This is a genomic window from Bradyrhizobium iriomotense (assembly GCF_018130765.1).
GTDB lineage: Bacteria > Pseudomonadota > Alphaproteobacteria > Rhizobiales > Xanthobacteraceae > Bradyrhizobium > Bradyrhizobium iriomotense_A.
Map to the genome: position 1 here is coordinate 117,996 of NZ_JAFCJZ010000007.1, position 24,714 is coordinate 142,709.

Sequence of the window (24,714 nt, forward strand, 5' to 3'; positions counted from 1 at the left end):
CCGGCAAAATCAGTGATGCCCGCGAAAGTCCTTCGCTGTCCAGTGGTTAGGCCGGTATAAGCGGTGCAAAGACTGAGGTTTTGCCGGGAGGAACATGTGAAGCTGTCGCGACGGACGATCCTGCTGGGGGCGGGCAGCCTGCCTTTCGCGGTTGCGAGCTTGCGGACAAGCGCGCTGGCCCAGACGGCGCCCGCAGCGCAAAACGCGGAAGTGCCCCCGATCCTGTTCGTCCACGGCAATGGCGACTACGACGCGCTCTGGATGACGACGCTTTGGCGGATGGAATCCAACGGCATCGCCCGCGATCGCATGATGGCGATCAATTTCACCGATCCGCTGGCGCGCAGCGACGACAAGGTCGAGCAGGCGAACCGCTCCTCGACCGAGGACCAGCGCCGCGAGCTCGCTGCTGCCATCGCTGAGCTGAAGCGCCGGACCGGCGCGGCGCGCGTGGCCCTGGTCGGCAGCTCGCGCGGCGGCAACGCGATCCGCAACGTCATCAAAAGCGGCGGCGCCGGCGATGTCAGCCACGCAGTGCTGTGCGGCACGCCCAATCACGGCGTGTTCGCGACCGACGACCAGCTTGGAAACGAGTTCAACGGCCGCGGCCCATTCCTGCGCGGCCTGAACGAGGGCGAGAGTGAGGTGACGCCGGGTGTTGCCTTCCTCACGCTGCGCAGCGACGGTATGGACAAATATGCGCAAGCGGACGGCCGCTTCATCGGCAAACCCGGCACGCCGACCGGCGTCACCAATGAGGGGCCGGAACTGAAGGGCGCCACCAATCTGGTGCTCGGCGCGCTCGACCATCGCGAGGTGGCGTTCCACCCGCGCGCCTTCCGCGAGATCTACAAATTCATCGCCGGACGCGAGCCCCAGCGAATTGCGATCCTGCCGGAGCAGAGTGTCCGCCTGAGCGGACTCGTCACCGGCACGCCGGGCGGAGTGTCGACCAATCGCCCGGTCGCGGGTGCAACCGTCGAGATATTTCGCGTCGATCCTGATACCGGGGAGCGCAAGGGCGGTGCCGTGCACAGCGCCAAGACCGGCGCCGACGGCCGCTGGGGACCGGCGCAGGTCGAGCCGTCCTGGTCGCTCGAATTCGTTCTGGCGGCGCCGGATGCGCCGACCACGCATTTCTATCGCTCGCCCTTCCCGCGCTCGTCCGACGTCGTGCACCTCCGGGCCGCGCGCCCGCTCGGGCCGGCGGACAAGGACGCCGGGGCTGTCGTGATCATGTCGCGTCCGCGCGGCTATTTCGGCCTGCCACGGGACGTGGTGCTGTTCGACGGCAAGGAGCCGGCCGACGTCAAGCCGGGCGTGCCCACCGATGCGGCAGCAACATTGCGGCTTCCAGCCGCAGAGATCGGGCGTAACATCGTGGCCCAGTTCGGCGAAGAACGGATTGTGGCACGCCTCTGGCCGGCCGCCGAGAACAGGATTGCGATTGCCGAAATGACTTACTAGCTATTCATCTGCGCCAGATCTGCGGGAGCGAGCCATGAATATCGCCAGTGTGCGTCGGCCCATCGTCCCCCCCGCCCCGCCGCGTGCGCCCGACAACATGTCGTTCCTTGCTAAGCTCGCAGTGATCCGGCGCAACATGATCGCGACCTGGGGGCAGCGTGCCTACGAGGAAGAGGTCATCCCGGGCCGCTTCATCTTCCGCAACAGTTTCATCCTGAACCAGCCGGATGCGATCCGGCATGTCCTGCTCACTAATTACGAGAATTACACGCGTACGCCGGCGGCCATCCGCATGCTGCGTCCGGTGCTCGGCGAAGGTCTTCTGATCGCGGAAGGTCACTCATGGACGTTCCAGCGCCGCACGCTCGCGCCGGCCTTCACGCCGCGCGCGACCGCGAACCTCGTCCCGCACATGACGGCGGTGCTCGACGAGACCATCGCCAAGCTCGAGGCACGCACGAGCGAGCCGGTCGATCTGCGCGAGATCATGCAGCGCATGACGCTCGAGATCGCCGGCCGCACGATGTTCTCGTTCGGCATGGACCGGCACGGCGCGACCTTGCGCAACTTCGTGATGGAGTACGGCGAGCGGCTGGGACGGCCGTACTTCCTCGACATGCTGCTGCCGGTGTCCTGGCCGACCCCGATGGATCTTGCCCGCGCCCGCTTCCGCAAGCGCTGGACCGAATTCGTTTCGATGCTGATCGCCGAGCGGCGCCAAATGGGCAAGAAGGACGGCGCGCCGCCGCGCGATTTGTTCGATCTCATGGACGAGGCGCGCGATCCTGAAACCGGCAAAGGCTTTTCCGACGCGCAGCTCATCGACGAGGTCGCGACCATGATTCTCGCCGGTCATGAGACGACGGCGACGGCGTTGTTCTGGGCGCTCTATCTGCTCGCGCTCGATCCGGAGACGCAGGAGGAGGTCGCCTCCGAGACGCGGGGCGAACATCTCGACAGCATGGCCGATATCGATCGCCAGAAATTCACCCGCGCCGTGATCGAGGAGACGATGCGGCTCTATCCGCCTGCGTTCCTGGTCGCGCGGGCCGCGCGCGAAAAGGACAATGCGGCCGGCGTCGAGATCGGCAAGGGCGACATCATCATGATCGCGCCCTGGCTTCTGCACCGGCACGAGAAGCTGTGGGATCAGCCGAACGCGTTCATCCCAAAGCGCTTCATGTCGAAAGAGCCCGACCGTTTCGCCTACCTGCCGTTCGGCGCCGGCCCGCGGGTCTGCATCGGCGCGCCGTTTGCGCAGGCCGAATCCGTGCTGGCGCTGGCTCGGCTGATTGGCGCCTTCCGCGTCGAGCTTGCCGATGCAACGAATCCCGTGATTCCGCATGGCGTCGTCACGACCCAGCCGGATCACTCACCCATGTTCCGCATCACGCGTCGATGACAGGCGATCGCCTGGTCGAGGTCGTGATCGACCCAAGATAGAGTTACGCCATGAGCGACATTCAGGCCCAGTTTTCCGTTCTGAAGCAGACCGCCGATGCGAAGGCGGTCGATGAGATTGCGCGCCTCATCGAGGACGGCGAGGATCACGAACTCAATCGGGTCAATGTGCTCGATTTCGCCAGGCAGCACGGTGTCGACGAAGAGCGCGCGATCTCGGCCTTCCTGCATTCGGCGCGGCTTGGGCTGTTCGATCTCGGCTGGAACGTGCTGTGCCCGGGTTGCGGCGGCGTGCTCGGGGCACACTCGACCCTGAAGGCGCTCAAGCCTGATGATTATCACTGCGCGCTCTGCGCCTGCGGCTACAAGGCCTCCGTGGACGATCAGGTCGAAGTCTCCTTCACCGTGAATCCGCGCGTCCGGCGCATCGCAGCGCACGATCCTGACACGCTTCCGGTGTGGGAATATTTCAAGCAGGTGTTCTGGAGCTCCGGCGTCGACTTCAACAAGGAATCGTTTGCGACGCTCGCCAACGAGGTGACGCTGGATACGATGGAGCTGCCGGCCGGCGAGAAGGCGACCATGTCGCTGCAACTGCCGAACGATTTCATCATCATCTTCGAGCCGGTGACGCACGCCGCCCATTTCATCGACGTCCAGGGCGAGCCGACCAAGGACCGTCAGCAGCTCGCCATCATGTACAACAAGGTGCAGGCGCCGACGGGGACCACGACGATGCGGCCGGGCCCGCTACGGCTGTCGCTGGAGAATCAGGCCGGGGTGCGTGTGCTGCCGTCGGTGTTCATCGCGGCCGAGGCACTTCATCATCTCATCGGCAAGCGCAAGCCGTTCCTCACCGCCAAGCGGATGCTGTCGAACCAGACCTTTCGCGATGTGTTCAAGGCGGACAATCTCAGTCTCGACCAGCGGCTCCAGATCACCTCGCTCACCTTCCTGTTCACCGACCTGAAAGGTTCGACCGCGCTTTACGAACGCGTCGGCGATCTCGCCGCCTTCGACCTCGTGCGCGCGCATTTCCATGCGCTGCTCGAGATCATCTCCTCCGAGAAGGGCGCGGTGGTGAAGACCATCGGCGATGCCGTGATGGCGACCTTCGTCCGTCCCGAGCACGCGATCGTCGCGGGCTTGCGGATGCGCGCGGCGATGGACGAGCTCAACAAGCAGCGCGGCACCGCCGACCTCATCGTCAAGATCGGCATCCATGAGGGCCCATGCCTCGCCGTGATGCTCAACGAGCGGCAGGATTATTTCGGCCAGACCGTCAACATCGCCGCGCGCGTGCAAAGCCTGTCGACCGCGCAGGAGATTCACATCACCGGGCCGGTGGCGGATGCGCCGGCGGTCGCCGAACTGCTCCAGCGGCGCGAGATCAAGCCGATCCAGAAACAGGCCGCGCTCCGCGGCATCGCCGACAAGATGGTGGTGTACGAGATACCGTAGTCGGTGTCGTCAGGACGACATCGGTGGAGCCCGCCATCAGCCCGCCCAGATTGCCGAAACGTAATGCGCGCGCGAAACTGACGCACGTTGCGCCGGTTGAGTTTCCCGCTCATATAATGCTGGTAGCCGCCGCACCCCGCGGCGGCATCGATTTCGGTAGGACCTTATGCTCGACGGCCTGCGTCAATTCATCGCCGACATTGTTGCTCCCCAGGCCGGGGATCGCGCCTTCGGCGACAGCGACTATCGGCTCGCGGCAACTGCGTTGCTGGTCCACGTGGTGTCGCTGGATGGTCAGCCGAGCGCGGGCGAGCAGCGCAAGCTGCACAGCCTGATCGAAAGCCATTTCGGGCTCGATCGCGGCACGGCCGATCGCCTGATCGCCGATGCGACGGAGGTCGAGGGCGAGGCCGTCGATCTCTATCATTTCACCAGCGTCATCATGCGCTCGCTCGACGAAGCAGGCCGCAAGCGCATCGTGCAGATGATGTGGGAGCTGGTCTTTGCCGACGGCCAGGTCAGCGAGTTCGAGGACAACGTCGTCTGGCGCGCCTCCGACCTGCTCGGGATCTCCCAGCGCGACCGGATCGACCTCAAGCATGCCGTTGCGGAGCGCGCCGGTAGCCGGGTGAAGGACAGCGCCGTCGGCGGTTGATCCGCGCCAGCCGGCCGACGGCCGGTTGTGCGGATCACATGACGAAACTTTAATGTGGGTGATGTTCACCCGGATTTGCCCGTAAATTCCCGGGTTTTCTGCTTTCCCTGATGTCCGCTCAAGCGGCCATGCGGCCAGCGACGCTTGCCTGTCGCGCACGGCCTATGCTCTCGTTCCGCCATTGCGGGACCAAAAAACTTCAATTCAAGAGACATCGATCGTGACTGAGCGGGTAACGTTGATCACCGGTGCCTCGGCGGGCATAGGCACGGAGCTGGCGCGTGTGTTCGCCGCCAATGGACACCGCCTCGCGCTGACGGCGCGACGGGCCGACCGGCTGGAGGCGCTTGCCAATGAGCTCGCCGCCAAGGGCGGCAAGAAGCCAATCGTGATCGCCTGCGATCTTCAGGACGCCGGTGCCGGCGACAAGATCGCCGAAGCGCTCGCAGCCGAAGGCGTCGAGCTCGATCATCTCGTCAACAATGCCGGCTTCGGCGTGTTCGGCGATGCCATCGAGTGTGACCGTGCCGAGCAGGTCGGCATCGTCGATGTCAACGTGCGGGCGCTGACGGATCTGTCGCTACGCTTTGCCGATCAGCTCATCAGGAACAAGGGCGGACTTCTGAATGTCGGATCGGTCGCCGGCTTTCTGCCCGGCCCCGGCATGGCCGTCTACTACGCCTCCAAGGCCTATGTGATTTCCCTCACCGAGGCGCTGCGGGCCGAGCTCGCGCCGCGCGGCGTTCGCGTCACCGTGCTTTGCCCGGGCCCGGTGCCAACCGAATTCCAGGCCCGTGCCGGTGTCGGGTCCGGGCACAATACGGCGCTTCTCAACGTTTCGGCACCCGATGTTGCCCGGCAGGCCTATCACGGCCTGATGGCCAACAAACGGGCAGTGCTGCCGGGTCTCGGCATCAAGATTGTGCCGTTCGCGCTGCGGTTCTTTCCGCGCGGCTTCATCCTGTCCGCCACCAGCCGGTTCCAGCGGCAGCGGTACTGAACTCAGCTTGAAGTGACCGTAGTGGCCCGGAGCTTGCTTCAGTGTTGCAGCGTGTGTGCGCAAACTCACACGATGTTAACCATCGCTTAGCTATGCTGGCGGCTTGAACCGATAGCACTCGCAGAGGCCATGTCGTTCCGGACGGACAGGTTTGGTGGCGCAGATGTGGTGCCCTTCCGAAAGAGGGCGCCGCGCGCCGCCGCCTCCGAAAACCGGTTGCCGGTTCTGATCGTCCTGCATCAGGAATCCTCGACCCCCGGTCGCGTCGGCAATGCGCTGCGCGCACTCGGCCATCGCCTCGACATCCGCCGTCCCCGCTTCGGCGATCCCCTGCCCGAAACCCTCGACCGGCATGCCGGTGCCGTGTTCTTCGGCGGCCCGATGAGTGCCAACGATCCCGACGACTACATCCGCCGCGAGATCGACTGGATCGAAATTCCGCTCCGCGAACAGCGGCCGTTCCTCGGCATCTGCCTGGGGGCGCAGATGCTGGCGATGCAGCTCGGGGCCCGGGTCGCGCCGCATGCGGAGGCGCTGACCCAGATCGGCTACTACCCGATCCGTCCGACGGCGGCGGGACACGCGCTCTGCCCGCACTGGCCGGCGCAGGTCTATCACTGGCATCGCGAGGGATTCACGTTGCCAGTCGGTGCCGAACTGCTTGCGGAAGGCGATGACTTTCCGATCCAGGCCTATCGCGCCGGCAATGCTTTCGGCGTGCAGTTTCACCCTGACGTGACCTACGCGATGATGCATTGCTGGACCACGCGCGGTTATGACGGCCTGAGCGCACCCGGCGCGCGCGAGCGGCATCATCACTTTGCGGACCGCGCCGTGTATGACGCGGCGGAGCGCGCCTGGCTCGACCATTTCATCGACGGCTGGCTGGCGCGCCGGCCGGTGCTGGCGCAAGCCGCCGAGTAACCCGCGCCTTTGCGCAGATCCTTTGCGCAGGTCCTTGGCGCAAGTCCTTGCCTCATCCCTGGATATGCTAGGCTCGTCAACAACGAGCGCGCGCGAACGCGTGCCGGCAGCAAAGGGAGAGCGCCGTGGCCTATGAACACATTCTCTACGAGGTGAGCGACAGGATCGCGACCATCACGCTCAATCGTCCTGACCGCATGAACGCGTGGACGCCGATCATGGAGCGCGACGTGCGTCATGCCATGGAAGCCTCGAGCGCCGACGACAATGTTCGCGTCATCGTGCTGACCGGCGCGGGGCGCGCCTTCTGCGCCGGCGCCGACATGGATGCACTGAAGGGGCTCGATCCCGATGACGTCAGGCGCGCATCGAATCTGCCGGCGTTCGACATGAACCGCCGGCCGGACTGGCAGACGCGCTACGGCTTCTATCCGTCGATCGGAAAGCCCGTCATCGCCATGCTCAACGGCGCGACCGCCGGCATCGGTCTCGTCCACGCGCTCTATTGCGATCTGCGCTTTGCCGCCGACAACACCGTGTTCACCACGGCCTTCGCGCGTCGCGGACTGATCGCCGAGCACGGCATCAGCTGGATGCTGCCGCGCATCGTCGGCCACGCCAATGCGATGGATCTGCTGCTTTCGGCACGCCGTGTGTCGAGCGAGGAAGCGCTGCGCATCGGACTGGTCAACCGGCTCTGCTCGCCCGAGAAGCTGCGCGAGGAGACCTACGCCTATGCGCGCGACCTCGCCGATTTCGTCTCGCCGAGCGCGATGGCCGTGATCAAGCGCCAGCTCTACGAGGTCCCGTTCCAGACGCTGGCGGAGGCGACGATCGAGGCCAACAGGGAAATGATGGTGGCGCTGGCTGGCAGCGATTTCCGGGAAGGGGTCGCGAGTTTTATGGAGAAGCGGCCGCCGCGGTTTACGGGCAGGTAGGGGGAGATTTGCGGATAGAGCCCGCCGTCGCCCTCCGGGCTATGGCGGGGCAGCCCTCGCTCACTTCGCTACGATGGATTTCCTCAGGCTTGCCCAGCCGAAGCTCGCGAAGCGAGCGAAGGCTGGTGGAGCCAGGCGGGATCGAACCGCCGACCTCGTCATTGCGAACGACGCGCTCTCCCAGCTGAGCTATGGCCCCTTTGCTGGCCGCTCTGGTAAACGCGGCCGACAACCGGGCGCCATTTAAGTCCCTGCCAAGGTCAAGTCAAGGACGGGCGTAACCCGGTTTTAGCCATTTCGGTGCCCGAACTTCCCTTGTTTGGGCCGGGGGGAACCGATATCTAGCAAAAGGCGTCACTCCCGACCGAAGCCAGAATTTTCAAAAGCCAGAGGCCTCAAAAGCCATGCGTGCCGTTCTCGACATCGTCATCATCGTGCTCGACCTCTACGTCTGGCTGCTGATCGCCTCCGCGATCCTGTCCTGGCTGATCGCCTTCAACGTCGTGAACACGCGTAATCAGTTCGTGTCGGCGGTGGCGGAGTTCCTGTACCGGATCACCGAGCCGCTGCTGGCGCCGATTCGCAATTTCCTGCCCAGCCTCGGCGGTCTCGACATCTCGCCGATCATCCTGATCCTGATCATCATGTTCATCGAGCGGGTGATCCTGTACTACATCTACCCGAACGTGATCTGAGCAGGCTGGAGCGCCTTGGACGCGAAAGAGGCTCGCAAGGAACCCTGGCGTTATTCCGCCGCAGGAATCAGCATCGCGCTGCGGGTGACGCCGCGCGGCGGTCGCGACGACATCGACGGGATCGAGCAATTGGCCGACGGCCGCAGCGTGCTCAAGGTGCGGGTGCGCGCCATTGCCGATGGCGGCGAGGCCAACAAGGCCGTTTTGGTCCTGTTGGCAAAATCGCTCGGGGTGCCCAAAGCCAGCGTGAAACTGCTATCCGGAGCCACCTCGCGGCTGAAGCAGATCGCGGTCGACGGCGATCCGGCGCGGCTGGGCGAAGCCCTGCGCCAGCTCGTCCAAGCCAAAGCGGCAAACGCCAAATCGACAGACTAAGGAACTGACATGACCGCCAAGATCATCGACGGAAAAGTCATCGCCGCGGAACTCCGCGCCCGCGTCGCCGACGAGGTCGCCCGGGTCAAGCGCGAGCACAATCTGGTGCCGGGCCTCGCGGTGGTCCTGGTCGGCAATGACCCCGCCAGCGAGGTCTATGTCCGCTCCAAGGGCACCCAGACCCAGGCGGCCGGCATGGCCTCGTTCGAGCACAAGCTGCCGGCCGATGTGTCGCAAGCGGACTTGCTGGCCGTCGTCGCAAAGCTCAACCGCGATCCCACCGTGCACGGCATTCTCGTGCAATTGCCGCTCCCGAAGGGGCTGAACACCGAGGCCGTGATCAACGCCATCGATCCCGCCAAGGACGTCGACGGCCTGCATCCGAACAATGCCGGTCGTCTCGCCGGCGGTTTCGAAGCGTTGTCGCCCTGCACGCCGCTCGGCTCGATCATTTTGACCAAGAGCGTGCATGCCTCGCTCGAAGGCATGAACGCCATCGTCATCGGCCGCTCCAACCTGGTCGGCCGCCCGCTGGTGCAATTGCTGCTGAACGAGAACGCCACGGTGACGATCGCGCATTCGCGCTCGCGCGATCTGCCGGGCCTCGTGAAGCGCGCCGACCTCGTCTATGCCGCCGTCGGCAAGGCCGAGATGGTGCGCGGCGACTGGCTGAAGCCCGGCGCGACCGTGATCGACATCGGCATCACCCGTATCCCGAAGGAGGATGGCAAGACGCGCCTCGTCGGCGACGTCGCCTATCAGGAAGCGCTTGACGTGGCCGGCGCCATCACGCCGGTGCCGGGCGGCGTCGGTCAGATGACGGTGGCGTGCCTCTTGGTGAATACGCTGCGCGCGGCCTGCGCGATCGCCGGGCTGCCGAAGCCGGCGGTGTAGCTGTTCGTCATTCCGGGGCGATGCGCAGCATCGAACCCGGAATCTCGAGGTTCCGGGTTCGCCTCTTCGAGGCGCCCCGGAACGACGGAAGGGCTCAGCCCTTCTTCTTCTTCTCGCGCTCGATGCCCTCGAGGATCAGCTTGTGCGCTTCCTCCGGGCCGCCCCAGCGCAGGATCTTCACCCACTTGCCCTTCTCGAGATCCTTGTAGTGCTCGAAGAAGTGCTGGATCTGCTGCAGCGTGATGTCCGGCAGGTCGGAATAGCTCTTCACCTTGTCGTAGCGCTGCGTCAGCTTCGAGGACGGCACCGCCAGGATCTTCTCGTCGCCGCCGGCTTCGTCCTCCATGAACAGCACGCCGACCGGGCGCACGCTCATGACGGCGCCGGGGATGATGGCACGGGTGTTGATGATCAGCACGTCGCAGGGGTCGCCGTCGTCGGACAGCGTGTGCGGGATGAAGCCGTAGTTACCGGGGTAACGCATCGGCGTGTACAGGAAGCGGTCGACCACCAGCGTGCCGGCCTCCTTGTCCATCTCGTACTTGATCGGTTCGCCGCCCACGGGGACTTCGATGACGACGTTGACGTCGTGGGGTACGTTTTTTCCGATCGAGATCGCATCGATACGCATTCAAGGCTCCGTTGTTGCCGAGGTTAAATCGCGCCCGGCAGCGATTTTCGCGCTGTCATACGCGGGCTTGGCCCGCCAATCCATCGTGTTTTTGTGAAATAATGAATCCAGCGATCACCGGCGCGACAGGCGGGCGGTATCGCAGGAAGGAAAGCGCTGCCGGCTGGACTTCAGCAGGTCAATTGGTCCAAGCGAAGGCAACCTTGTCGAGCGACTTCGGCCCGAAACGTTCCGAGGAGCGCGCCACCATGCGGCCGCCCAGGGCACGGTAGAACTCGGTCGCCGGATCGTTGTCCGAGAGCGCCCACACCACCATGCTCTTCAGGCCGCTCTGCATCAGGTCGCGGCGGGCGGCGGCGAACAGGCGGCGGCCGAAGCCGAGGCCCTGAAACTCAGGGCGCAGGTAGAGCTCGTAGATCTCGCCGTCGAAGTGCAGGCTGCGGGCGCGGTTGCGGCCGTAATTGGCGTAGCCCGCGATCTTGTCGCCGAACACCAGCACGCTGACGCGGCTGCCCTTGCGGATCGCGCTGTCCCACCACTGCGGACCGCGGCGGTTGATCAGCTTCTCGAGCTCGGCGCCTGGAATGATGCCCTGATAGGCCGAACGCCAGGCTTCGTCATGCGTCGACGCCACCGCAGTTGCATCTGCAGCTTTGGCCGGCCGGACCTCGATCAGGGTTGTGCTCATGGACGCGATCAAATCAAGTCGCCGCGCCGGCGGCAAGACCTATCGTTAATTATCGGTTAACCTGTGGACTTTCTGCATCAGTATTGTGGCCATGTTGTACCGAAAGAGGACAAGGCGCTGCCTTGAACGGCAACCCGCTGCCACGCGCCGGTGCAAAACTGCGTCGCGGCAACCAATGAACGGCAATGGCAGCGCAGAAAGTCCAACCAGAATGATTCGTTCCTACTAGTCTGGCGGTCGCTGTCCGTGCTCGCCTTTGGCAATTCATGCGGCTCTTCAACATCCTTGCGCTCATGCCTCTGCTGGCCCTGCTGACCGTGTCGCCTCTGTGCGCTCAGGTCACGTTCGGTGCGGCGGGCGCAGAAGGCGAGCCGTTTCGCAGGCAGGCGTGGCGCGTGCCCTCGCCGGATTCTGCTATCGCCGCGCATGCGCTGCTGTTTCGCCCCGCTGGTGTCGGTCCGTTCCGGCTTGCGGTCATCGCGCATGCCTCGACGCAGAACGCGTTGCGTCGTGCGCAAATACCGCAATCGGAATACCGCGCGCTCGCAGCGTTTCTCGTTGCGCGCGGGTTTGCCGTGCTGGTGCCGGAGCGGCTCGGCCATGGTGCGACCGGTGGCCGCTATCTCGAAGACCAGGGCAGTTGTGACGAGGCGGACTATGCGCGCTCCGGTCGCGCAACGGCCGAAGAAATCTCGCTCGCGCTGGACTATTTGCGCAAGCAGGATTTTACCCGCAAGGATGCCGCGATCGTGATTGGCCATTCCGCCGGTGGCTGGGGCGCGCTGGCGTTTGCGAATGCCGATCCAAAGGCGATTTCCGCGATCATCGCGTTTGCGCCCGGGCGTGGCGGCCATGCCAACGACGAGCCCAACCGGATCTGTGCGCCGCATGCGCTTGTGGCGGCGGCGACCGAATTCGGCAAGGCGGCGCGCATTCCCGTCACATGGTTCGTCACAAGCAATGACAGCTATTTTGCCCCGGCATTCTCGAAGTCGTTGGCAGATGCATTTCGTAGCGCCGGCGGGAAGGTCGATTTCCGCGCGCTGCCCGCGGTCGGCAGCGAGGGGCATGGGATGATCGAGACGGACGCCGGCGTGAAGGCCGCGGGCGCCGAACTCGAACGCGTGCTGAACCAGTCGAAGCCAATGGCGACCAAGAAGCCATGACGCTGTATTTCCTGGTCAAATATCTGCATGTGCTCGGCGCCATCGTCATTCTCGGCACCGGGACCGGCATCGCCTTCTTCATGCTGATGGCGCATCGTACGCACGATGCCGAGTTCATCGCGCGCACCGCGTCGGTGGTGGTGATCGCGGATGCGATCTTCACGCTGTCGGCCGTGGTTCTCCAGCCGGTCAGTGGCGGCCTGCTGATGATGCTCTCCGCGACGTCGATCACGGAGCGCTGGCTGCTGGTCTCACTCGCGCTCTATGCCATTGCTGGCTTGTTCTGGGTGCCGGTCGTGTTCATGCAGATCGAGATGCGCGATCTCGCGCGCAAGGCTGCCGATCAGCGCGCGGCACTGCCGGAACGCTATTTCGTGCTATTCCGTCGCTGGTTCGCGTTTGGTTTTCCCGGCTTCGGCGCGACAATGCTGATCCTCTGGCTGATGGTCGCAAAGCCGTTTTGAGGGACGCGATGACCCCAAAAACCATTTTGGTGCTCGGCGCTTCCGGCCTGATCGGCCGCTTCGTCACCGACGATCTGCGCTCGCGGGGTTTTCGTGTGGTCGGCATGGCGCGCAACCTGTCGCCGGCGCAGACAATGAGTGCGCTGGATCTCGAATTACCGATCCTCTCGCTCGATGTGACCGCCTTGAAGCGGCTCCTGAGCGAGCATTCCGTCGATGTCGTCGTGAACTGCCTCGGCGTGCTCCAGGATGGTCCGGGCAGCGACACCGGCGCCGTGCACTGCGACTTTGTCGCGCGCCTGCTTCAGGCCGTCGCCGACAGCGGCCGCGCGGTTCGGCTGGTGCACATCTCGATTCCCGGCGCCGCTGAGGCCGATCGGACAGCCTTCGCGACGACCAAGCGCGAGGCCGAACGGCTGATCGCGGTATCAGGCATTCCCTATGCCATCCTGCGCCCCGGCTTCGTGGTCGCACGATCCGCCTATGGCGGCAGTGCGATGCTCCGCGCGCTCGCGGCCTTTCCGCTGGACCTGCCGGAAAAAGAAATGACAGCGCCATTTCAGCTCCTTGCAGTCGAGGATATTTCGGCCACCATCGCCTGGCTCGCCGTGCGCGACATCGACGATGCCGCTGTCAAAGCCGTGACTTGGGATCTGATGCAGGCCGAATCGATCACCATGGCCGGCGTCATCAAGCAGTTTCGCCATGCGTTCGGCACGGCCGGCTGGCCACGCATCGCGATGCCGTCCGTCCTGCTCGATCTCAGTGCGAAGATCGGCGATCTCGCCAGTTATCTCGGCTGGATGCCGCCGATGCGCTCTACGGCCATCACCGAGCTCCGCCGCGGCGTCCGAGGCGATCCCTCCGCCTGGATCGCTGCGACAGGCATCGCGCCCAAAACGCTGGCTGAGACGATCGGACGCCATCCCGCCACCATCCAGGACAAATGGTTCGCGCGGCTGTTCCTGGTCAAGGCGCTGATCTTCGCGAGCCTCGTGGCGTTCTGGGTTGTCTCCGGCTTCATCGCACTGTTCGTGTCCTACCGCGCCGCCGCCGGCATCTTGACCGCGCACAATTTTCCGCCCGCGCTGGTCGATCCCATCACTATCGGTACCAGCCTGATGGACATGAGCATCGGCGTGCTGATCGCCTTCCGCCGCACCGCGGCGGCCGGGCTCGTCGCGGGCATCGTGGCCTCGCTCGGATATATGTTCGGCGCGGCAATCCTCACGCCCGACCTCTGGATCGAGCCGCTCGGCGCGTTGGTGAAGACCGGACCGGCGATCGTGCTGATGCTCGTCGGCCTCCTGATACTGGATAACCGCTGATGCCCAAATGGCCCGACGATGATGTGATCCTGTTCGACGGCGTCTGCATCTTCTGCTCGCGCTGGGTCCGCTTCGTCGCCAGGCGCGACACGGCGAAGCGGTTTCGCTTCACGCCGATCCAGTCGGACTATGGAGCGCGGCTCGCGCAGACGTTCGGCATTGATCCCGCCGATCCCGATACCAACGCAGTCGTCCATGGCGGCGAGGTGTTCATGAAGTCCGATGCCGCACTGACGGTGTTGTCGCAGCTCCCCGGCTGGAGCTGGGTGCGCGCATTGTTCGTCGTGCCGAAGCCGCTGCGCGACCCCGTCTACAACCTCATCGCGCGCAATCGCTATCGAATCTTTGGCAAGTATGATGCGTGTTTCGTGCCTGATGCCGATTTGCGGGCGCGGGTGATCGAGTAGCCCGTCATTGCGAGCGCCGCGAAGCAATCCAGAATCTTTCCGCGGTGACAGTCTGGATTGCTTCACTTCGCTCGCAATGACGGAGTGTGTGGCTTTGGCTTGCCCAGAGCCACCAGCACTTCCTTCGCCGCCCGCTCCCCACTGTCCCGCGCGCCGTGCGCCGTCGTGAAGAAGGTCGGTGACGTCGCTTCGCCTGCGAAGAACAGGCGTTCATCCACCGGCGCGGCCAGCACGGCGCGATCGCCCGCATGCCCCGGCAGCGCATGCGAATACGATCCCCGCGCAAATGGATCATGCGCCCAGCGCGATTCATACAGCGGCTTCAGCTTGCGCCTGACATCGTTGCCGAGAAAACCCGCGATCTCGTCGATGCTGTGCGCGGCGATGGCGCCTTCGCCGGCGTCCTCCAACGTGCGCGCAAAGCTGCCGCCGAAAAAGCCTTCGATGCAGGGCTGGCCGAACGGGCGGATGTGATAGGTACCCATCTCCGTGCGCATGGTGGCACCGCGCAGATTGCCCTCTTTCGGGAAGGCTTCGGCATCGCCAAGTGCCAGCGTCACCTTGTCGTCGATGCCGAGCGGCAGGCCGGCGGCAGCGCCCACCTTGGAAGGGAGTGGTGGCGAGAAGCGGATCGCTTCGTCCGCGATCAGGTTGGTCGGCACGGTGACGATCACCTTGTCCGCGGTCAGCGTGCCCTGCGACGTCTCGATGCGGATGCGTTTGCCGGAATGATCGATCAGGGTGACGTTGCAGTTCAGCGCCACCGGGCAGGGCGCGCCATAGGCTGAAACAAGCGCGCCATAGCCGCGGCGGACGCGCCAGTTGAGGTTGGTATCCTCATAGGCGTCCCAGTCGAGCGTCGACATGTCCTTCAGCTCGCAGCCGTTGATATAGGTCGAGATCGCGTCGATCATCGCATTCCAGCGATTGCCTACCTCCAGACTCAGGCTCGCGGGCTCGTCCTTGCCCGTCTGCGCCGCCTGCCCCAGGCGCTCATAGAACGCGTCCATCGCGCGCATGAAATCGTCGCGCTGGTCCTGCGGAAACGCATTGCCATAGGCGCGCTCGCGCCAGGGCGGCAGGTCCTTGTTGAGCTCGAAACCCAGCTGTTTGGCGATTGCGACGAAGGAGTTTTTGTCCGCCGAATGCAGCCAGCCGCAGCCGACGTCAAAGGTCACCTCGGGCGAGGCCTGTACGGTCCAGGCCCGGCCGCCGAGCCTGTCGCGCGCCTCCAGCACGATCGCGGAGAGGCCGGAGCCCGCCAGCGCATGCGCCGCGCCGAGGCCGGCGGCACCGGCGCCGATGATGGCGACGTCGACGGAGGAGGGCAGGGAGGTCATGGGCGGGCTCTAGCACGTTCGGAATGTGCGCTAAAGCCACCACGCGTATAGCCGTCATCACCCGCCCATGTGCGCAACAGCACTTTGGAGCGGGTGATTCAATATTCCAGAGACGGTCTCGTAGGGTGGGCAAAGGCGCTCTTGCGCCGTGCCCACCATTCTCAAGTGGTGGGCACGCTTGCGCTTTGCCCACCCTACGGCACTGAGGCGTGATGGCCTTACGCCACCGCTTCCTTGGCCTTTTCCGCGCGCTTGCGCTCGTTCGGGTCGAGGTGCTTCTTGCGCAGGCGGATCGACTTCGGGGTGACCTCGACGAGCTCGTCGTCCTCGATATAGGCGAGCGCCTTTTCCAGCGTCATGCGGATCGGCGGGGTCAGGCGCACGGCTTCGTCCTTCGAGGTCGTGCGGATGTTGGTGAGCTGCTTGCCCTTGAGCACGTTGATCTCGAGATCGTTGTCGCGGGTGTGCTCGCCGACGATCATGCCCTTGTAGACCTTCCAGCCCGGCTCGATCATCATCGGGCCGCGGTCTTCCAGCTTGAACATGGCGTAAGCGACCGCTTCGCCCTGGTCATTGGAGATCAAGACGCCGTTGCGGCGGCCCTGGATCTCGCCCTTGTACGGCGCATAGCCGTGGAACAGGCGGTTCATGATCGCGGTGCCGCGGGTGTCGGTGAGCAGCTCGCCCTGGTAGCCGATCAGGCCGCGGGTCGGCGCGTAGAACACCAGGCGCTGACGGTTGCCGCCGGATGGCTTCATCTCGATCAGCTCGGACTTACGCTCGCTCATCTTCTGCACGACGACGCCGGAATGCTCCTCGTCGACGTCGATCACGACTTCCTCGATCGGCTCCATGGTGGCGCCGGTGGCTTCGTCCTTCTGGAACACGACGCGCGGACGCGACACCGAGAGCTCGAAACCTTCGCGGCGCATGGTCTCGATCAGGATCGCGAGCTGGAGTTCGCCGCGGCCCGACACTTCCATCGCGTCCTTGTCGGCGGATTCGACGACGCGCAGCGCGACATTGCCCTCGGCCTCGCGCAGCAGACGGTCGCGGATCATGCGGCTGGTCACCTTGTCGCCTTCGGTGCCGGCGAGCGGCGAGTTGTTGACGATGAACGACATCGACACGGTCGGCGGATCGATCGGCTGGGCCGGCAGCGGCACCTCGACGGTCGGATCGCAGAAGGTGTCGGCGACGGTGCCCTTGGTGAGGCCCGCGATCGCGACGATGTCGCCGGCTTCGGCTTCATCGAGCGGGGTGCGCTCGAGGCCGCGGAACGCCAGGATCTTGGTGATACGCCCGGACTCGACCAGCTTGCCGTCGGCGCTCAGCACCTTGACCTGCTGGTTCGGTTTGAGAGTGCCGGACGAGATGCGGCCGGTGATGATGCGGCCGAGATAGGGGTTTGCCTCCAGGATGGTGCCGATCATCTTGAACGGGCCTTCCTCGACCTTCGGAGGCGCGACGTGGCGCAGGACCAAGTCGAACAGCGGCTCCATGCCCTTGTCCTGCGGACCCTCCGGGCTGTCGGCCATCCAGCCCTGCTTGGCCGACCCGTAGAGGATCGGGAAGTCGAGCTGCTCCTCGCTGGCATCGAGCGCCGCGAACAGGTCGAACACCTCGTTGATGACTTCGGTCGGGCGCGCGTCGGGGCGGTCGACCTTGTTGATGACGACGATCGGCTTGAGGCCGACCTTGAGCGCCTTGGAGACGACGAACTTGGTCTGCGGCAGCGGGCCTTCGGCGGCGTCGACCAGCACCAGGGCGCCGTCCACCATGTTCAGGATGCGCTCGACCTCGCCGCCGAAATCGGCGTGGCCGGGGGTGTCGACGATGTTGATGCGGGTGTCCTTCCACTGCACCGAGGCCGCCTTGGCCAGAATAGTGATGCCGCGCTCACGCTCCAGGTCGTTGGAGTCCATGGCGCGATCGGTCACCTTCTGGTTCTCGCGGAACGTGCCGGATTGCTGGAGAAGTTTGTCGACCAGGGTCGTTTTGCCGTGGTCGACGTGGGCGATGATGGCGACGTTGCGAAGGTTCATGTGTGAGCTTCTTTGCGGTCGAACAATGGGTTAAGCGCGATCTCGCCGGTCAGACCGGGACCTCTTCACGGACAACGCTGGAAACGTGGAAAACGGGGCCTGCTTCGCCCAAAAAGGAAGCCCGGTCAGCTTGACCGGGCACCCTACGCGTTTGCGGCGCAATATATGCAAAAAACGCCAAAAAACAATGCGTTCTTTGCCGGTTGGTTGACTGAATTTTGTCCGGGAATTCCCGGGGCTTAGGGCTGGGTTCCGGGATCGGCGGGGGCCTTTCGCCCCTTGATCGCCGCCCAGATCAGGACGACGCCCCCGATGCCGACGACCAGCCCCAGGAAGACCAGCGGCGCGATGTCGGAATCGATCTTGCCCCCCTCGGATATGGAAATTCCGCCGAACAGGAGTGCGCAGAGACCCGGCAGCAGCAGGATCACCCCCGAAATCACCATGAACGCGGTGAGGCAGCCGCTACGCTGTGTCAGGGCGACCGGAGGCGGGGGTGGGGGCTCGATGTTGCTCATGAGGATGCGACGCTACTGCCGGGGTTTAGGTGGGGTCGCCACGCGGATGAAGAGGAAGATCGCAAACCCGACCAGGACCAATCCAATCAGGACAAATGGGGCGCCTTGGCCGGCGAATGCCAGGAAACATAGGCCGGGGAAAAGCAGCACCACGCCGGCGGTCACCATGAACGCGGTCAGGCAACCATCGCGCCGTGGCGGTAGCGGTGGGGCGACGGGAACGTCTGCTGGTTGCTCCGGCGCCGGAGGAGGCGTGCCAGTGTCGCTCACCGCGGCACCTCCTCGCCTTGGCGTGCCTCGCGATAGGTCTGGCCAGCCAGTTCGGCGCGGATGCCGTCGATCTTTCCGTTCCGGTAGAACAGATTGTAGGTATCGAACGGAATGATCGCGCCCTGCTCGGTCACGAAATGGATGCAGCTGCGCTTGACGTTGCCGACGCAGAAATTGAAGCGGTCGAGAAACTGCACGATGGTGACGCGGAAGACGTTCTCGTAAGAGAGTCCTTCCGGCACATGGAAGCTCGGCAGGCAGCATAACAATTCGCACACGCGCTCGGAAGTGTTGAGCGGGCCCGACGACAGCGAGAACAAATCGATGAATTTTTCCCGCAGCATCGGATATTTTTCCGGGCTGATGGTGTTGGGCATCACCGCAACCAGCTGCTCCTGCGGGATCAGCGAGGTCAGCGGCAGCACCTTCTCGCCATTTCGCAGGCCATAGCCGATCGAGATGCTTTCGGGGTTGCAAGGCAGCGGGATCATGTCCTTGTCGCCGAACACGCCGGTCTCGACGACGCGGTTGCGAATCTCCGACAGCATGATGCGGTCGGTATTTTTGTCGAAGTTCTCGTTGCGGCCGGCATCCTGCACCGGCTGGAGCGTAACGCCGCGCACGCATTTCCAGGTCAGGGCATGGCGCACGATGTCGCCGATCTCGGAATCGTTGACCCCGCGCTTGATGGTCGCGACCAGCGTTGTCGACACGCCGTAATGCTCGAGATTCTCCAGTGCCTGCTGGCGAATTTTTCGCAAATCCGCGCCGCGCAGGTTGATCAGCGCGTCGCGCTGAAGCGAATCGAACTGGAGATAGACCTCCAGCCCGCGCCTGTTCTCGGCGAGCCGCGCCACAAAATCCTTTTCGCGGGCGATGCGCAGGCCGTTGGTGTTGATCATGACGTGGCGGATCGGGCGGGCGCGCACGGCGTCCAGGATCTTGAAGAAATCCGGATGCAGCGTCGGCTCGCCGCCGGAAATCTGCACGAGGTCGGGCTCGCCCTCGCTCGCGACCAGCGCGTCGAGCATCTTCTCGACCGTCGCCAGCGGGGTGAATTTCGTCCGCGTGGGCGAAGATTCGGCGAAGCAGACCGGGCAGGTAAGGTTGCAGTGCTCGGTGATCTCGATCAGCGCCAGGCAGGAATGCTGCTCGTGGTCGGCACAGAGGCCGCAATCATAGGGGCAGCCGAATTCGGTCCGGTGCTGGAATTGCAGCGGCCGGTCCCCCGGCTTGATGAAATCCTTGCAGAGGCGCCAATAGGCGGCATCCGTCGACACCAGCGTCGACTGGACGCCGTGCTCCCGACAGCGCTTCTCGTACCAGACCTCGTTGTCGAGGATCTGGATCTTGGTCGGCACCAGCTTCAGGCAGGTCTCGCAGAGGGATTGGGTCTGGCCCCAGAAGATGTAGGGACGCGACTTACGCAACGGCGCGTTCATGCACGGGTCTCGCTTTGGGCGCCGTCGCCAGCATGATTGCGGCATAGAGCAGGATGGACAGCGACAGCAGGTGAAACAGGGTGAAGGGGCCGATCAGCGTGCCGTAGGGCTTGAGGAATTCCCACAGGAAGCGTTGTGCTCCGTAATAGGCGAGCACCAGGTAGAATCCATTGGTGATCACAAACCCGTTCCGGTTCAAGACCGCCAGCACATAGATAAGCGCGAACAAGCCCATCGCCGCGCTCTCGTAGAGCTGCACGGGATGGCGGAGAACGCCGTCGCCGAAATCATGGGCCCAGGGCAGCGCCGTCGGCGTGCCATAGGTGAAATCATCTAGGCCCGCGAAGTAGCAGCCGAGCCGGCCGATCGCGATGCCGAGCGCCAGCGGCAGCGCGAAACGGGCGCCGGTTCGCAACGTGATCCCTGCGGACCATTTGTAGAGCTCGATCGCCACGATGCCGCCGGCCAGCGCGCCCTCGACCGAGCGCGCAATGCCGCTCTGCCCCGACAGCCACAGATTGGTTGACCCGAACAGATAGGCGCCAAGGCCGGCGCCGAACACCAGCGCGGCGATATAGGGCAGCTCGAAGGATTGCGCAGGAAACCGCAAGCCTTGTCGCGACAGCCAGTAGACGGCGGCCGCCGCCGCCAGCCACGCCGCGATGTCAAAGACCGTGTGAAGGAATGCCCCGCTCATGCGGGGGAGAGTATAGCACGAGTCACGTCCAAAACGGCGCGATGCGCATTACTGCGCCCTCTCCCCTTGTGGGAGAGGGCAGCTCCGCCATTAGCCACAAGCTCATTCGGGTGAGGGGTCTCTCTCGGCAGACGTAATCGCGGAGAAAACCCCTCATCCGGCGCTTCGCGCCACCTTCTCCCACAAGGGGAGAAGGAAGAATCTACCCCGCCTCCCGCTCCTCCGTCGGATACACGCCGCGCAGCACCTCCTCGAAGTGCATCTTCACGGCGTCATTGCACAGGCAGGCGCGCAGCTTTAGGCCGTCGCGGTTGCGGACCAGGATCGATCCGCGCCGCGTGTCGAGCACGCCTTCGGCCCTGAACGACTGGAGCACGCGGCTCGCATAGCTGCGCCCGACCCCGAGCAGCGTCGCGAGCTGCTCATGGGTCAGCGGCACGCTGCTCTCGTCGCCGGTCCGCTCCATCGCCGCCAAGATCCATTTCGCCGTACGCTGCTCGATCGAGTGGATGGCGTTGCAGGCGGTGGACTGGAAGATCTGCGCCAGCATGCAGTCGGCGTAGCGGACAAAAATGCTGCGCAGTGACGCCGAGCGCAGCTTGGCGGCTTCGAGCTTGCCGACATGAATGCGTGCAAAGGGACCGCTGAACTTGACGCAGATGCGGGTATAAGCCGGCAGGAATCCTTCGCTGACGATGCCGCCCACCGCGCCCTCGCGGCCGACCAGGATGGTCTCGACGTCGCGGCCGTCCTCATTGGGCACCAGAAAGGTGGCGAGTGACGGTCCGCAGGGGAAGTGGACGACCTGGACGTCATCGCCGGGGTTGTAGAGCAGTTGGCCTGCCGCGGAGTCTTCAACGGTCACGTATGGCGCGAGCAGCGCATAGTCCGCCTGGTTCAAGCGCCGCAGCAGATTGTTGGCCGGTCGGCTCCCGACCTCGCTCGTCCTGTCGATGCGCGCATCCATCGTGAACCTCTTGTCCCTCCCCTCGGCATTACCGAGTTCTGTCCATCTCCTGTGTGCACAAGTGGACAGACTGGAGAACTGTGATGTGGTGGGTTTCGTTCCAAGAACCCTCCGATGCGCTGGGCGCAGGCATCGTGTCGCGGCAGTCCTGATCCGAAAACCCCACACACAAGATGTGATCATGGCACCCGCATTCTCCAATGGTTCAGGCCGACCCGCCGATGTCCTGATCGTCGAGGACGATCCGATCATTGCGATCGATTTCGAGGACCGTCTCATCGGGTTTGGCGTGACGAGCGTGCGGACCGTCGGCTCGGTGACACAAGCGCTGGAGGCGATCGCGGAGCGGGCTCCCGACTTCGCACTGCTTGATGTCGAGTTGATCCGCGAGACGAGCTTTGCGATCGCAGAGCGGCTGGTCGCGCTGAAGATCCCGTTCGTCTTCGTCACCGGCCACGGTGCGGAGACGATCATTCCCTCGCAGTTTGCCGCACGACCGCGTCTGCAAAAGCCCTGCTCGAGCGACGCGCTGGAAGCGGCGCTACAGGCGCGGGGCACCTGACCGCCTATTTGCCGGAGCGAATGCAGAGCTCGGCGAGGTCGTTCTCAACGCCTTTGAAGAAGGTGTGTGGAAGCGGCGGCGGTGACGAGATCGTCTTGATCGCCGCGGCCTGCGCGGCTCCCGCCTGCTCCGACAATTGCAGGAAGCGCTTGAGTGCTTTCGACCGGCTCTTGCCGGCGAACGCCTCCAGCTTCTCCTCCGTGGCATCGGTCGGATTGAGACGGAGCAGAGCCTCGTTGCCGGTGCCTAGTGGGGACACCGCTCCGAGCTTCACGCGGCTGATCAGATTGTAGCGGTCGAAATGCTCGAAGATCAGATCCAGGATCCTGGCCTGACGTATCGGCTCTTCCATCGCCAGATAGCGCTTCACATCCGCATTGCTCTTCAGGCTTTCCAATTCAGCCGCGCCGGCGAACGGATTGTCTGAGGTCTGTCGGTCGATCAGCGCGAATGCGCCTTCCAGCATGCGCGTGCCCCATGTGACGACGATATCGCGGCCGCGCGGTTCGAGCTGGTCGGCAGCCAGCCTCTTGTCCGTCAGGCATGCCGGGTCGGCGCTTGCGCGCAGCGACTTGCCGAGCTCGGCGGTCAGCGCCTTGCCGTAAGGCGAAGCGAAGGCCTCGCGCACCAACGTGGCCTTGTCCTGGGTCTGCGCGCATGTGGGGGATACTGCGCTCAGCAGGAGCGCGATGACGATCGTTCGGCGGCTGAACGGCACGGCTTCAACTCGAAAATGGGTCGGACGGTATCAAGCCCGTGAAAACGCGCGGGCGCCTGCAATTGTCGTCCGCGCCGGCCAAATGGTTCACCGCCATCCGGTGCCAAATTGGCCGTCACGCAAGCTTCGGATCGAGCGTGGTCGACCACAGCGCGACGTCGGCGCGATCGCGCAAGGTCACCGTCATCTGGCCGGACGCGCCGTCGATCTTGACGTGACCGAAGAACTGCATGCCGGCGGACGGCGGCAGGTTCTGGCTGTCCTTGCCCGGCGCCTTGACGAAGCGCACCTCGGGTCCGAACGTGTTGTCGAGCGCGTTGGGTCCGAACGTGCCGGCGTGCAGCGGGCCTGAGACGAATTCCCAGAACGGTTCGAACTCCTGGAATTGCGCCTTGTTCGGATCGTAATAGTGCGCGGCAGCGTAATGCACATCCGCCGTCAGCCACACCGTGTTGCTGATCGGCGCCATCTTGATGAAGCGGAGGATGTCGGCGATCTCGAACTCGCGGCCGCGCACCGGGCCGTCGCCCTGCGCAATGGCTTCCGATCCGCCCTGCGGCGTGTCCGAGACGATCAGGCTGATCGGCATGTCCGAGGCGATCACCTTCCATGTCGCGCGCGAATTCAAAAGGCCGCGCTTGAGCCAGGCGATCTGGTCCGGGCCGAGGAAGTAGCTCGCAGGGCCGTAGGCGGTCTCGAGATTGGCGCCGTTCGGGCCGCGATAGCTGCGCTCGTCGAGCGCGAACACGTCGAGATGCGGGCCGTAGGAGATCTGGCGGTAGACGCGGCCCGGCTCAACGATGCTCTCGCGCATCGGGTACATCTCGTGGAAGGCGCGGCCCGCGCGGGCCGCGAGCAGCGAGATGTCACGCACCTTGTAGGCGGCCGGCAACTCCTTCGACAGCGACCAATTGTTGGTCACCTCGTGGTCGTCCCACTGCACGAAGATCGGCACCTCGGCATTGAAGGCACGCAGATTGTCGTCGGTGAGATTGTATTTGTGCGCGGCGCGGTACTCGTCCAGCGTCTCGGCAACCTTGGCCTTCTCCGGGATGGTGACGTTCTTCCAGATCTTGCCGTCGGCGAGCTTCACTTCGGATGCAATGGGACCGTCGGCATAGATCGTATCGCCGGAATGCAGGAAGAAATCCGGCCGGTGCTTGCGCATCGCCGCGAAGGTGAACATGCCGCCGTCGTCGGGGTTGATGCCCCAGCCCTGGCCGGCGACATCGCCGCCCCAGACGAAGCTGACGTCGCGGCGGTCGGCCGGCGCGGTGCGGAAGCGGCCGGTCACCGGCTCGCCCTCGATCGCGGCATGGGAGAGATCGCGGAAGCGGACGCGATAGAAGATGTCCTGTCCGCCCGGCAGGTTCTCGATCAGCATCTTTGCGGTGAAGTCGCTCTCGGGCAGCGCCGCGATCGGCGGCAGGGCGCGGGCGCCCTTGAAGGACTCGGTCGTCGCCACCTCGACCAGCATCTGCGCGGGACGGTCGGCACGCGCCCACACCACGCCGCCGTCGACGGTGACGTCGCCCGACTGCACGCCATGCGTGACCGCCGGCCGGTCGGCTGCGCGCGACAGATAGGGCATTGCGATGGCGCCGAGCGCGCCGGCGCCGGTGGTGAGGAAACGGCGGCGGGAGAATTTGATGTTCATGGCT

At 64.5% G+C, this 24,714-nt stretch carries 25 protein-coding genes and 1 tRNA gene; 15 read left to right on the forward strand and 11 right to left on the reverse strand.

All coding sequences use genetic code 11. The features are described from left to right. Positions 1–96 precede the first annotated feature (96 nt). The 7 genes from JQ635_RS14840 (at position 97) to JQ635_RS14870 (ending at position 7,846) form a co-directional block, all read left to right on the forward strand. Positions 97–1,467, forward strand: a complete 1,371-nt coding sequence (locus JQ635_RS14840; RefSeq protein WP_211410588.1) for a hydrolase — start codon at positions 97–99, stop codon at positions 1,465–1,467. A gap of 34 nt (positions 1,468–1,501) precedes the next feature. Continuing rightward, positions 1,502–2,869 (forward strand): cytochrome P450, encoded by a 1,368-nt coding sequence (locus JQ635_RS14845; RefSeq protein ID WP_211410589.1) that lies wholly within the window; start codon positions 1,502–1,504, stop codon positions 2,867–2,869. 50 nt (positions 2,870–2,919) lie between these two features. Continuing rightward, positions 2,920–4,329, forward strand: coding sequence for an adenylate/guanylate cyclase domain-containing protein (locus JQ635_RS14850; protein ID WP_211410590.1), 1,410 nt, complete (start codon positions 2,920–2,922; stop codon positions 4,327–4,329). 166 nt (positions 4,330–4,495) lie between these two features. Further along, on the forward strand, positions 4,496–4,984 hold the full coding sequence (locus tag JQ635_RS14855) for a TerB family tellurite resistance protein (RefSeq protein WP_211410591.1): 489 nt from the start codon (positions 4,496–4,498) through the stop codon (positions 4,982–4,984). Positions 4,985–5,204: 220 nt separating this feature from the next. Further along, on the forward strand, positions 5,205–5,984 hold the full coding sequence (locus tag JQ635_RS14860; RefSeq protein ID WP_211410592.1) for an SDR family NAD(P)-dependent oxidoreductase: 780 nt from the start codon (positions 5,205–5,207) through the stop codon (positions 5,982–5,984). A 129-nt stretch (positions 5,985–6,113) separates the two neighbouring features. Next, positions 6,114–6,908, forward strand: a complete 795-nt coding sequence (locus JQ635_RS14865; RefSeq protein ID WP_211410593.1) for a glutamine amidotransferase — start codon at positions 6,114–6,116, stop codon at positions 6,906–6,908. Positions 6,909–7,033: 125 nt separating this feature from the next. Then, complete coding sequence (locus JQ635_RS14870) at positions 7,034–7,846, forward strand: enoyl-CoA hydratase (protein ID WP_211410594.1); 813 nt, start codon at positions 7,034–7,036, stop codon at positions 7,844–7,846. A 123-nt stretch (positions 7,847–7,969) separates the two neighbouring features. On the opposite strand, the gene JQ635_RS14875 is transcribed toward JQ635_RS14870, so the two are convergent. Further along, positions 7,970–8,045 (reverse strand) — tRNA-Ala (locus tag JQ635_RS14875). A 205-nt stretch (positions 8,046–8,250) separates the two neighbouring features. On the opposite strand from JQ635_RS14875, the gene JQ635_RS14880 reads away from it, so the two are divergent. From JQ635_RS14880 to JQ635_RS14890, 3 genes are read left to right on the forward strand one after another with little or no spacing between them, the layout of a single operon-like run. Next, the gene (locus JQ635_RS14880) at positions 8,251–8,541 is read left to right on the forward strand and encodes a YggT family protein (protein ID WP_018645113.1); all 291 of its coding nucleotides are present in this window, start codon (positions 8,251–8,253) and stop codon (positions 8,539–8,541) included. 15 nt (positions 8,542–8,556) lie between these two features. Continuing rightward, positions 8,557–8,916, forward strand: coding sequence for a DUF167 domain-containing protein (locus JQ635_RS14885; RefSeq protein WP_211410595.1), 360 nt, complete (start codon positions 8,557–8,559; stop codon positions 8,914–8,916). 9 nt (positions 8,917–8,925) lie between these two features. Then, on the forward strand, positions 8,926–9,810 hold the full coding sequence (locus JQ635_RS14890) for a bifunctional methylenetetrahydrofolate dehydrogenase/methenyltetrahydrofolate cyclohydrolase (RefSeq protein ID WP_211410596.1): 885 nt from the start codon (positions 8,926–8,928) through the stop codon (positions 9,808–9,810). Positions 9,811–9,904: 94 nt separating this feature from the next. Here JQ635_RS14890 and ppa read toward each other — a convergent pair whose 3' ends face one another. After that, the gene (gene ppa / locus JQ635_RS14895; RefSeq protein ID WP_211410597.1) at positions 9,905–10,441 is read right to left on the reverse strand and encodes an inorganic diphosphatase; all 537 of its coding nucleotides are present in this window, start codon (positions 10,439–10,441) and stop codon (positions 9,905–9,907) included. A gap of 178 nt (positions 10,442–10,619) precedes the next feature. Then, positions 10,620–11,129 carry a GNAT family N-acetyltransferase gene (locus tag JQ635_RS14900; RefSeq protein ID WP_008136728.1) on the reverse strand — a complete coding sequence of 170 codons (510 nt, stop codon included), beginning with the start codon at positions 11,127–11,129 and terminating at the stop codon, positions 10,620–10,622. A gap of 266 nt (positions 11,130–11,395) precedes the next feature. On the opposite strand from JQ635_RS14900, the gene JQ635_RS14905 reads away from it, so the two are divergent. The 4 genes from JQ635_RS14905 to JQ635_RS14920 are packed head-to-tail and all read left to right on the forward strand — an operon-like array spanning position 11,396 to position 14,494. After that, a complete protein-coding gene (locus JQ635_RS14905) occupies positions 11,396–12,295 on the forward strand; it encodes an alpha/beta hydrolase family protein (protein WP_211410598.1) in 900 nt (299 codons plus the stop codon). After that, positions 12,292–12,759, forward strand: a complete 468-nt coding sequence (locus JQ635_RS14910; RefSeq protein ID WP_211410599.1) for a DUF2269 family protein — start codon at positions 12,292–12,294, stop codon at positions 12,757–12,759. The genes JQ635_RS14905 and JQ635_RS14910 overlap by 4 nt, the downstream gene beginning before the upstream one ends. Before the next feature lie 8 nt (positions 12,760–12,767). Continuing rightward, a complete protein-coding gene (locus JQ635_RS14915; RefSeq protein ID WP_211410600.1) occupies positions 12,768–14,087 on the forward strand; it encodes an SDR family oxidoreductase in 1,320 nt (439 codons plus the stop codon). Further along, complete coding sequence (locus tag JQ635_RS14920; protein WP_211410601.1) at positions 14,087–14,494, forward strand: thiol-disulfide oxidoreductase DCC family protein; 408 nt, start codon at positions 14,087–14,089, stop codon at positions 14,492–14,494. Before JQ635_RS14915 ends, JQ635_RS14920 begins: the two co-directional genes overlap by 1 nt. A 62-nt stretch (positions 14,495–14,556) precedes the next feature. Here the strand turns inward: JQ635_RS14920 and JQ635_RS14925 are convergent, their stop codons facing one another. From JQ635_RS14925 to JQ635_RS14950, 6 genes are all read right to left on the reverse strand, one after another. Further along, positions 14,557–15,834 (reverse strand): flavin monoamine oxidase family protein, encoded by a 1,278-nt coding sequence (locus JQ635_RS14925; RefSeq protein WP_211410602.1) that lies wholly within the window; start codon positions 15,832–15,834, stop codon positions 14,557–14,559. 218 nt (positions 15,835–16,052) lie between these two features. Further along, positions 16,053–17,879 carry a translational GTPase TypA gene (typA, locus tag JQ635_RS14930; RefSeq protein WP_211410603.1) on the reverse strand — a complete coding sequence of 609 codons (1,827 nt, stop codon included), beginning with the start codon at positions 17,877–17,879 and terminating at the stop codon, positions 16,053–16,055. A gap of 239 nt (positions 17,880–18,118) precedes the next feature. Next, the gene (locus JQ635_RS14935) at positions 18,119–18,397 is read right to left on the reverse strand and encodes a hypothetical protein (protein ID WP_211410604.1); all 279 of its coding nucleotides are present in this window, start codon (positions 18,395–18,397) and stop codon (positions 18,119–18,121) included. Between the two features lie 266 nt (positions 18,398–18,663). Further along, a complete protein-coding gene (locus tag JQ635_RS14940; RefSeq protein ID WP_211410605.1) occupies positions 18,664–20,109 on the reverse strand; it encodes a radical SAM protein in 1,446 nt (481 codons plus the stop codon). Then, on the reverse strand, positions 20,090–20,806 hold the full coding sequence (locus JQ635_RS14945; protein WP_211410606.1) for a prolipoprotein diacylglyceryl transferase: 717 nt from the start codon (positions 20,804–20,806) through the stop codon (positions 20,090–20,092). The genes JQ635_RS14940 and JQ635_RS14945 overlap by 20 nt, the downstream gene beginning before the upstream one ends. A gap of 202 nt (positions 20,807–21,008) precedes the next feature. Continuing rightward, positions 21,009–21,773, reverse strand: coding sequence for a Crp/Fnr family transcriptional regulator (locus tag JQ635_RS14950; protein ID WP_211410607.1), 765 nt, complete (start codon positions 21,771–21,773; stop codon positions 21,009–21,011). Between the two features lie 181 nt (positions 21,774–21,954). Here JQ635_RS14950 and JQ635_RS14955 point away from each other — a divergent pair, with 181 nt between their 5' ends. Continuing rightward, positions 21,955–22,335 (forward strand): response regulator, encoded by a 381-nt coding sequence (locus JQ635_RS14955; protein WP_211410608.1) that lies wholly within the window; start codon positions 21,955–21,957, stop codon positions 22,333–22,335. 4 nt (positions 22,336–22,339) lie between these two features. Here JQ635_RS14955 and JQ635_RS14960 read toward each other — a convergent pair whose 3' ends face one another. Then, entirely contained in the window at positions 22,340–23,053 is a 714-nt protein-coding gene (locus JQ635_RS14960) for a hypothetical protein (RefSeq protein ID WP_211410609.1), read from the reverse strand. A 115-nt stretch (positions 23,054–23,168) separates the two neighbouring features. Continuing rightward, complete coding sequence (locus JQ635_RS14965; RefSeq protein WP_211410610.1) at positions 23,169–24,710, reverse strand: alkaline phosphatase D family protein; 1,542 nt, start codon at positions 24,708–24,710, stop codon at positions 23,169–23,171. Positions 24,711–24,714 lie beyond the last annotated feature (4 nt).

Bases quoted from the DNA above. Each gene is read 5' to 3' on its own strand.
- JQ635_RS14940 (WP_211410605.1), bottom strand. From the start codon at position 20,109: ATGAACGCGCCGTTGCGTAAGTCGCGTCCCTACATCTTCTGGGGCCAG.
- JQ635_RS14855 (WP_211410591.1), top strand. From the start codon at position 4,496: ATGCTCGACGGCCTGCGTCAATTCATCGCCGACATTGTTGCTCCCCAG.
- JQ635_RS14890 (WP_211410596.1), top strand. From the start codon at position 8,926: ATGACCGCCAAGATCATCGACGGAAAAGTCATCGCCGCGGAACTCCGC.
- JQ635_RS14905 (WP_211410598.1), top strand. From the start codon at position 11,396: ATGCGGCTCTTCAACATCCTTGCGCTCATGCCTCTGCTGGCCCTGCTG.
- JQ635_RS14955 (WP_211410608.1), top strand. From the start codon at position 21,955: ATGGCACCCGCATTCTCCAATGGTTCAGGCCGACCCGCCGATGTCCTG.
- JQ635_RS14850 (WP_211410590.1), top strand. From the start codon at position 2,920: ATGAGCGACATTCAGGCCCAGTTTTCCGTTCTGAAGCAGACCGCCGAT.
- JQ635_RS14935 (WP_211410604.1), bottom strand. From the start codon at position 18,397: ATGAGCAACATCGAGCCCCCACCCCCGCCTCCGGTCGCCCTGACACAG.
- JQ635_RS14845 (WP_211410589.1), top strand. From the start codon at position 1,502: ATGAATATCGCCAGTGTGCGTCGGCCCATCGTCCCCCCCGCCCCGCCG.
- JQ635_RS14900 (WP_008136728.1), bottom strand. From the start codon at position 11,129: ATGAGCACAACCCTGATCGAGGTCCGGCCGGCCAAAGCTGCAGATGCA.
- ppa (WP_211410597.1), bottom strand. From the start codon at position 10,441: ATGCGTATCGATGCGATCTCGATCGGAAAAAACGTACCCCACGACGTC.
- typA (WP_211410603.1), bottom strand. From the start codon at position 17,879: ATGAACCTTCGCAACGTCGCCATCATCGCCCACGTCGACCACGGCAAA.
- JQ635_RS14920 (WP_211410601.1), top strand. From the start codon at position 14,087: ATGCCCAAATGGCCCGACGATGATGTGATCCTGTTCGACGGCGTCTGC.
- JQ635_RS14910 (WP_211410599.1), top strand. From the start codon at position 12,292: ATGACGCTGTATTTCCTGGTCAAATATCTGCATGTGCTCGGCGCCATC.
- JQ635_RS14965 (WP_211410610.1), bottom strand. From the start codon at position 24,710: ATGAACATCAAATTCTCCCGCCGCCGTTTCCTCACCACCGGCGCCGGC.
- JQ635_RS14945 (WP_211410606.1), bottom strand. From the start codon at position 20,806: ATGAGCGGGGCATTCCTTCACACGGTCTTTGACATCGCGGCGTGGCTG.
- JQ635_RS14925 (WP_211410602.1), bottom strand. From the start codon at position 15,834: ATGACCTCCCTGCCCTCCTCCGTCGACGTCGCCATCATCGGCGCCGGT.
- JQ635_RS14950 (WP_211410607.1), bottom strand. From the start codon at position 21,773: ATGGATGCGCGCATCGACAGGACGAGCGAGGTCGGGAGCCGACCGGCC.
- JQ635_RS14915 (WP_211410600.1), top strand. From the start codon at position 12,768: ATGACCCCAAAAACCATTTTGGTGCTCGGCGCTTCCGGCCTGATCGGC.
- JQ635_RS14880 (WP_018645113.1), top strand. From the start codon at position 8,251: ATGCGTGCCGTTCTCGACATCGTCATCATCGTGCTCGACCTCTACGTC.
- JQ635_RS14865 (WP_211410593.1), top strand. From the start codon at position 6,114: ATGTCGTTCCGGACGGACAGGTTTGGTGGCGCAGATGTGGTGCCCTTC.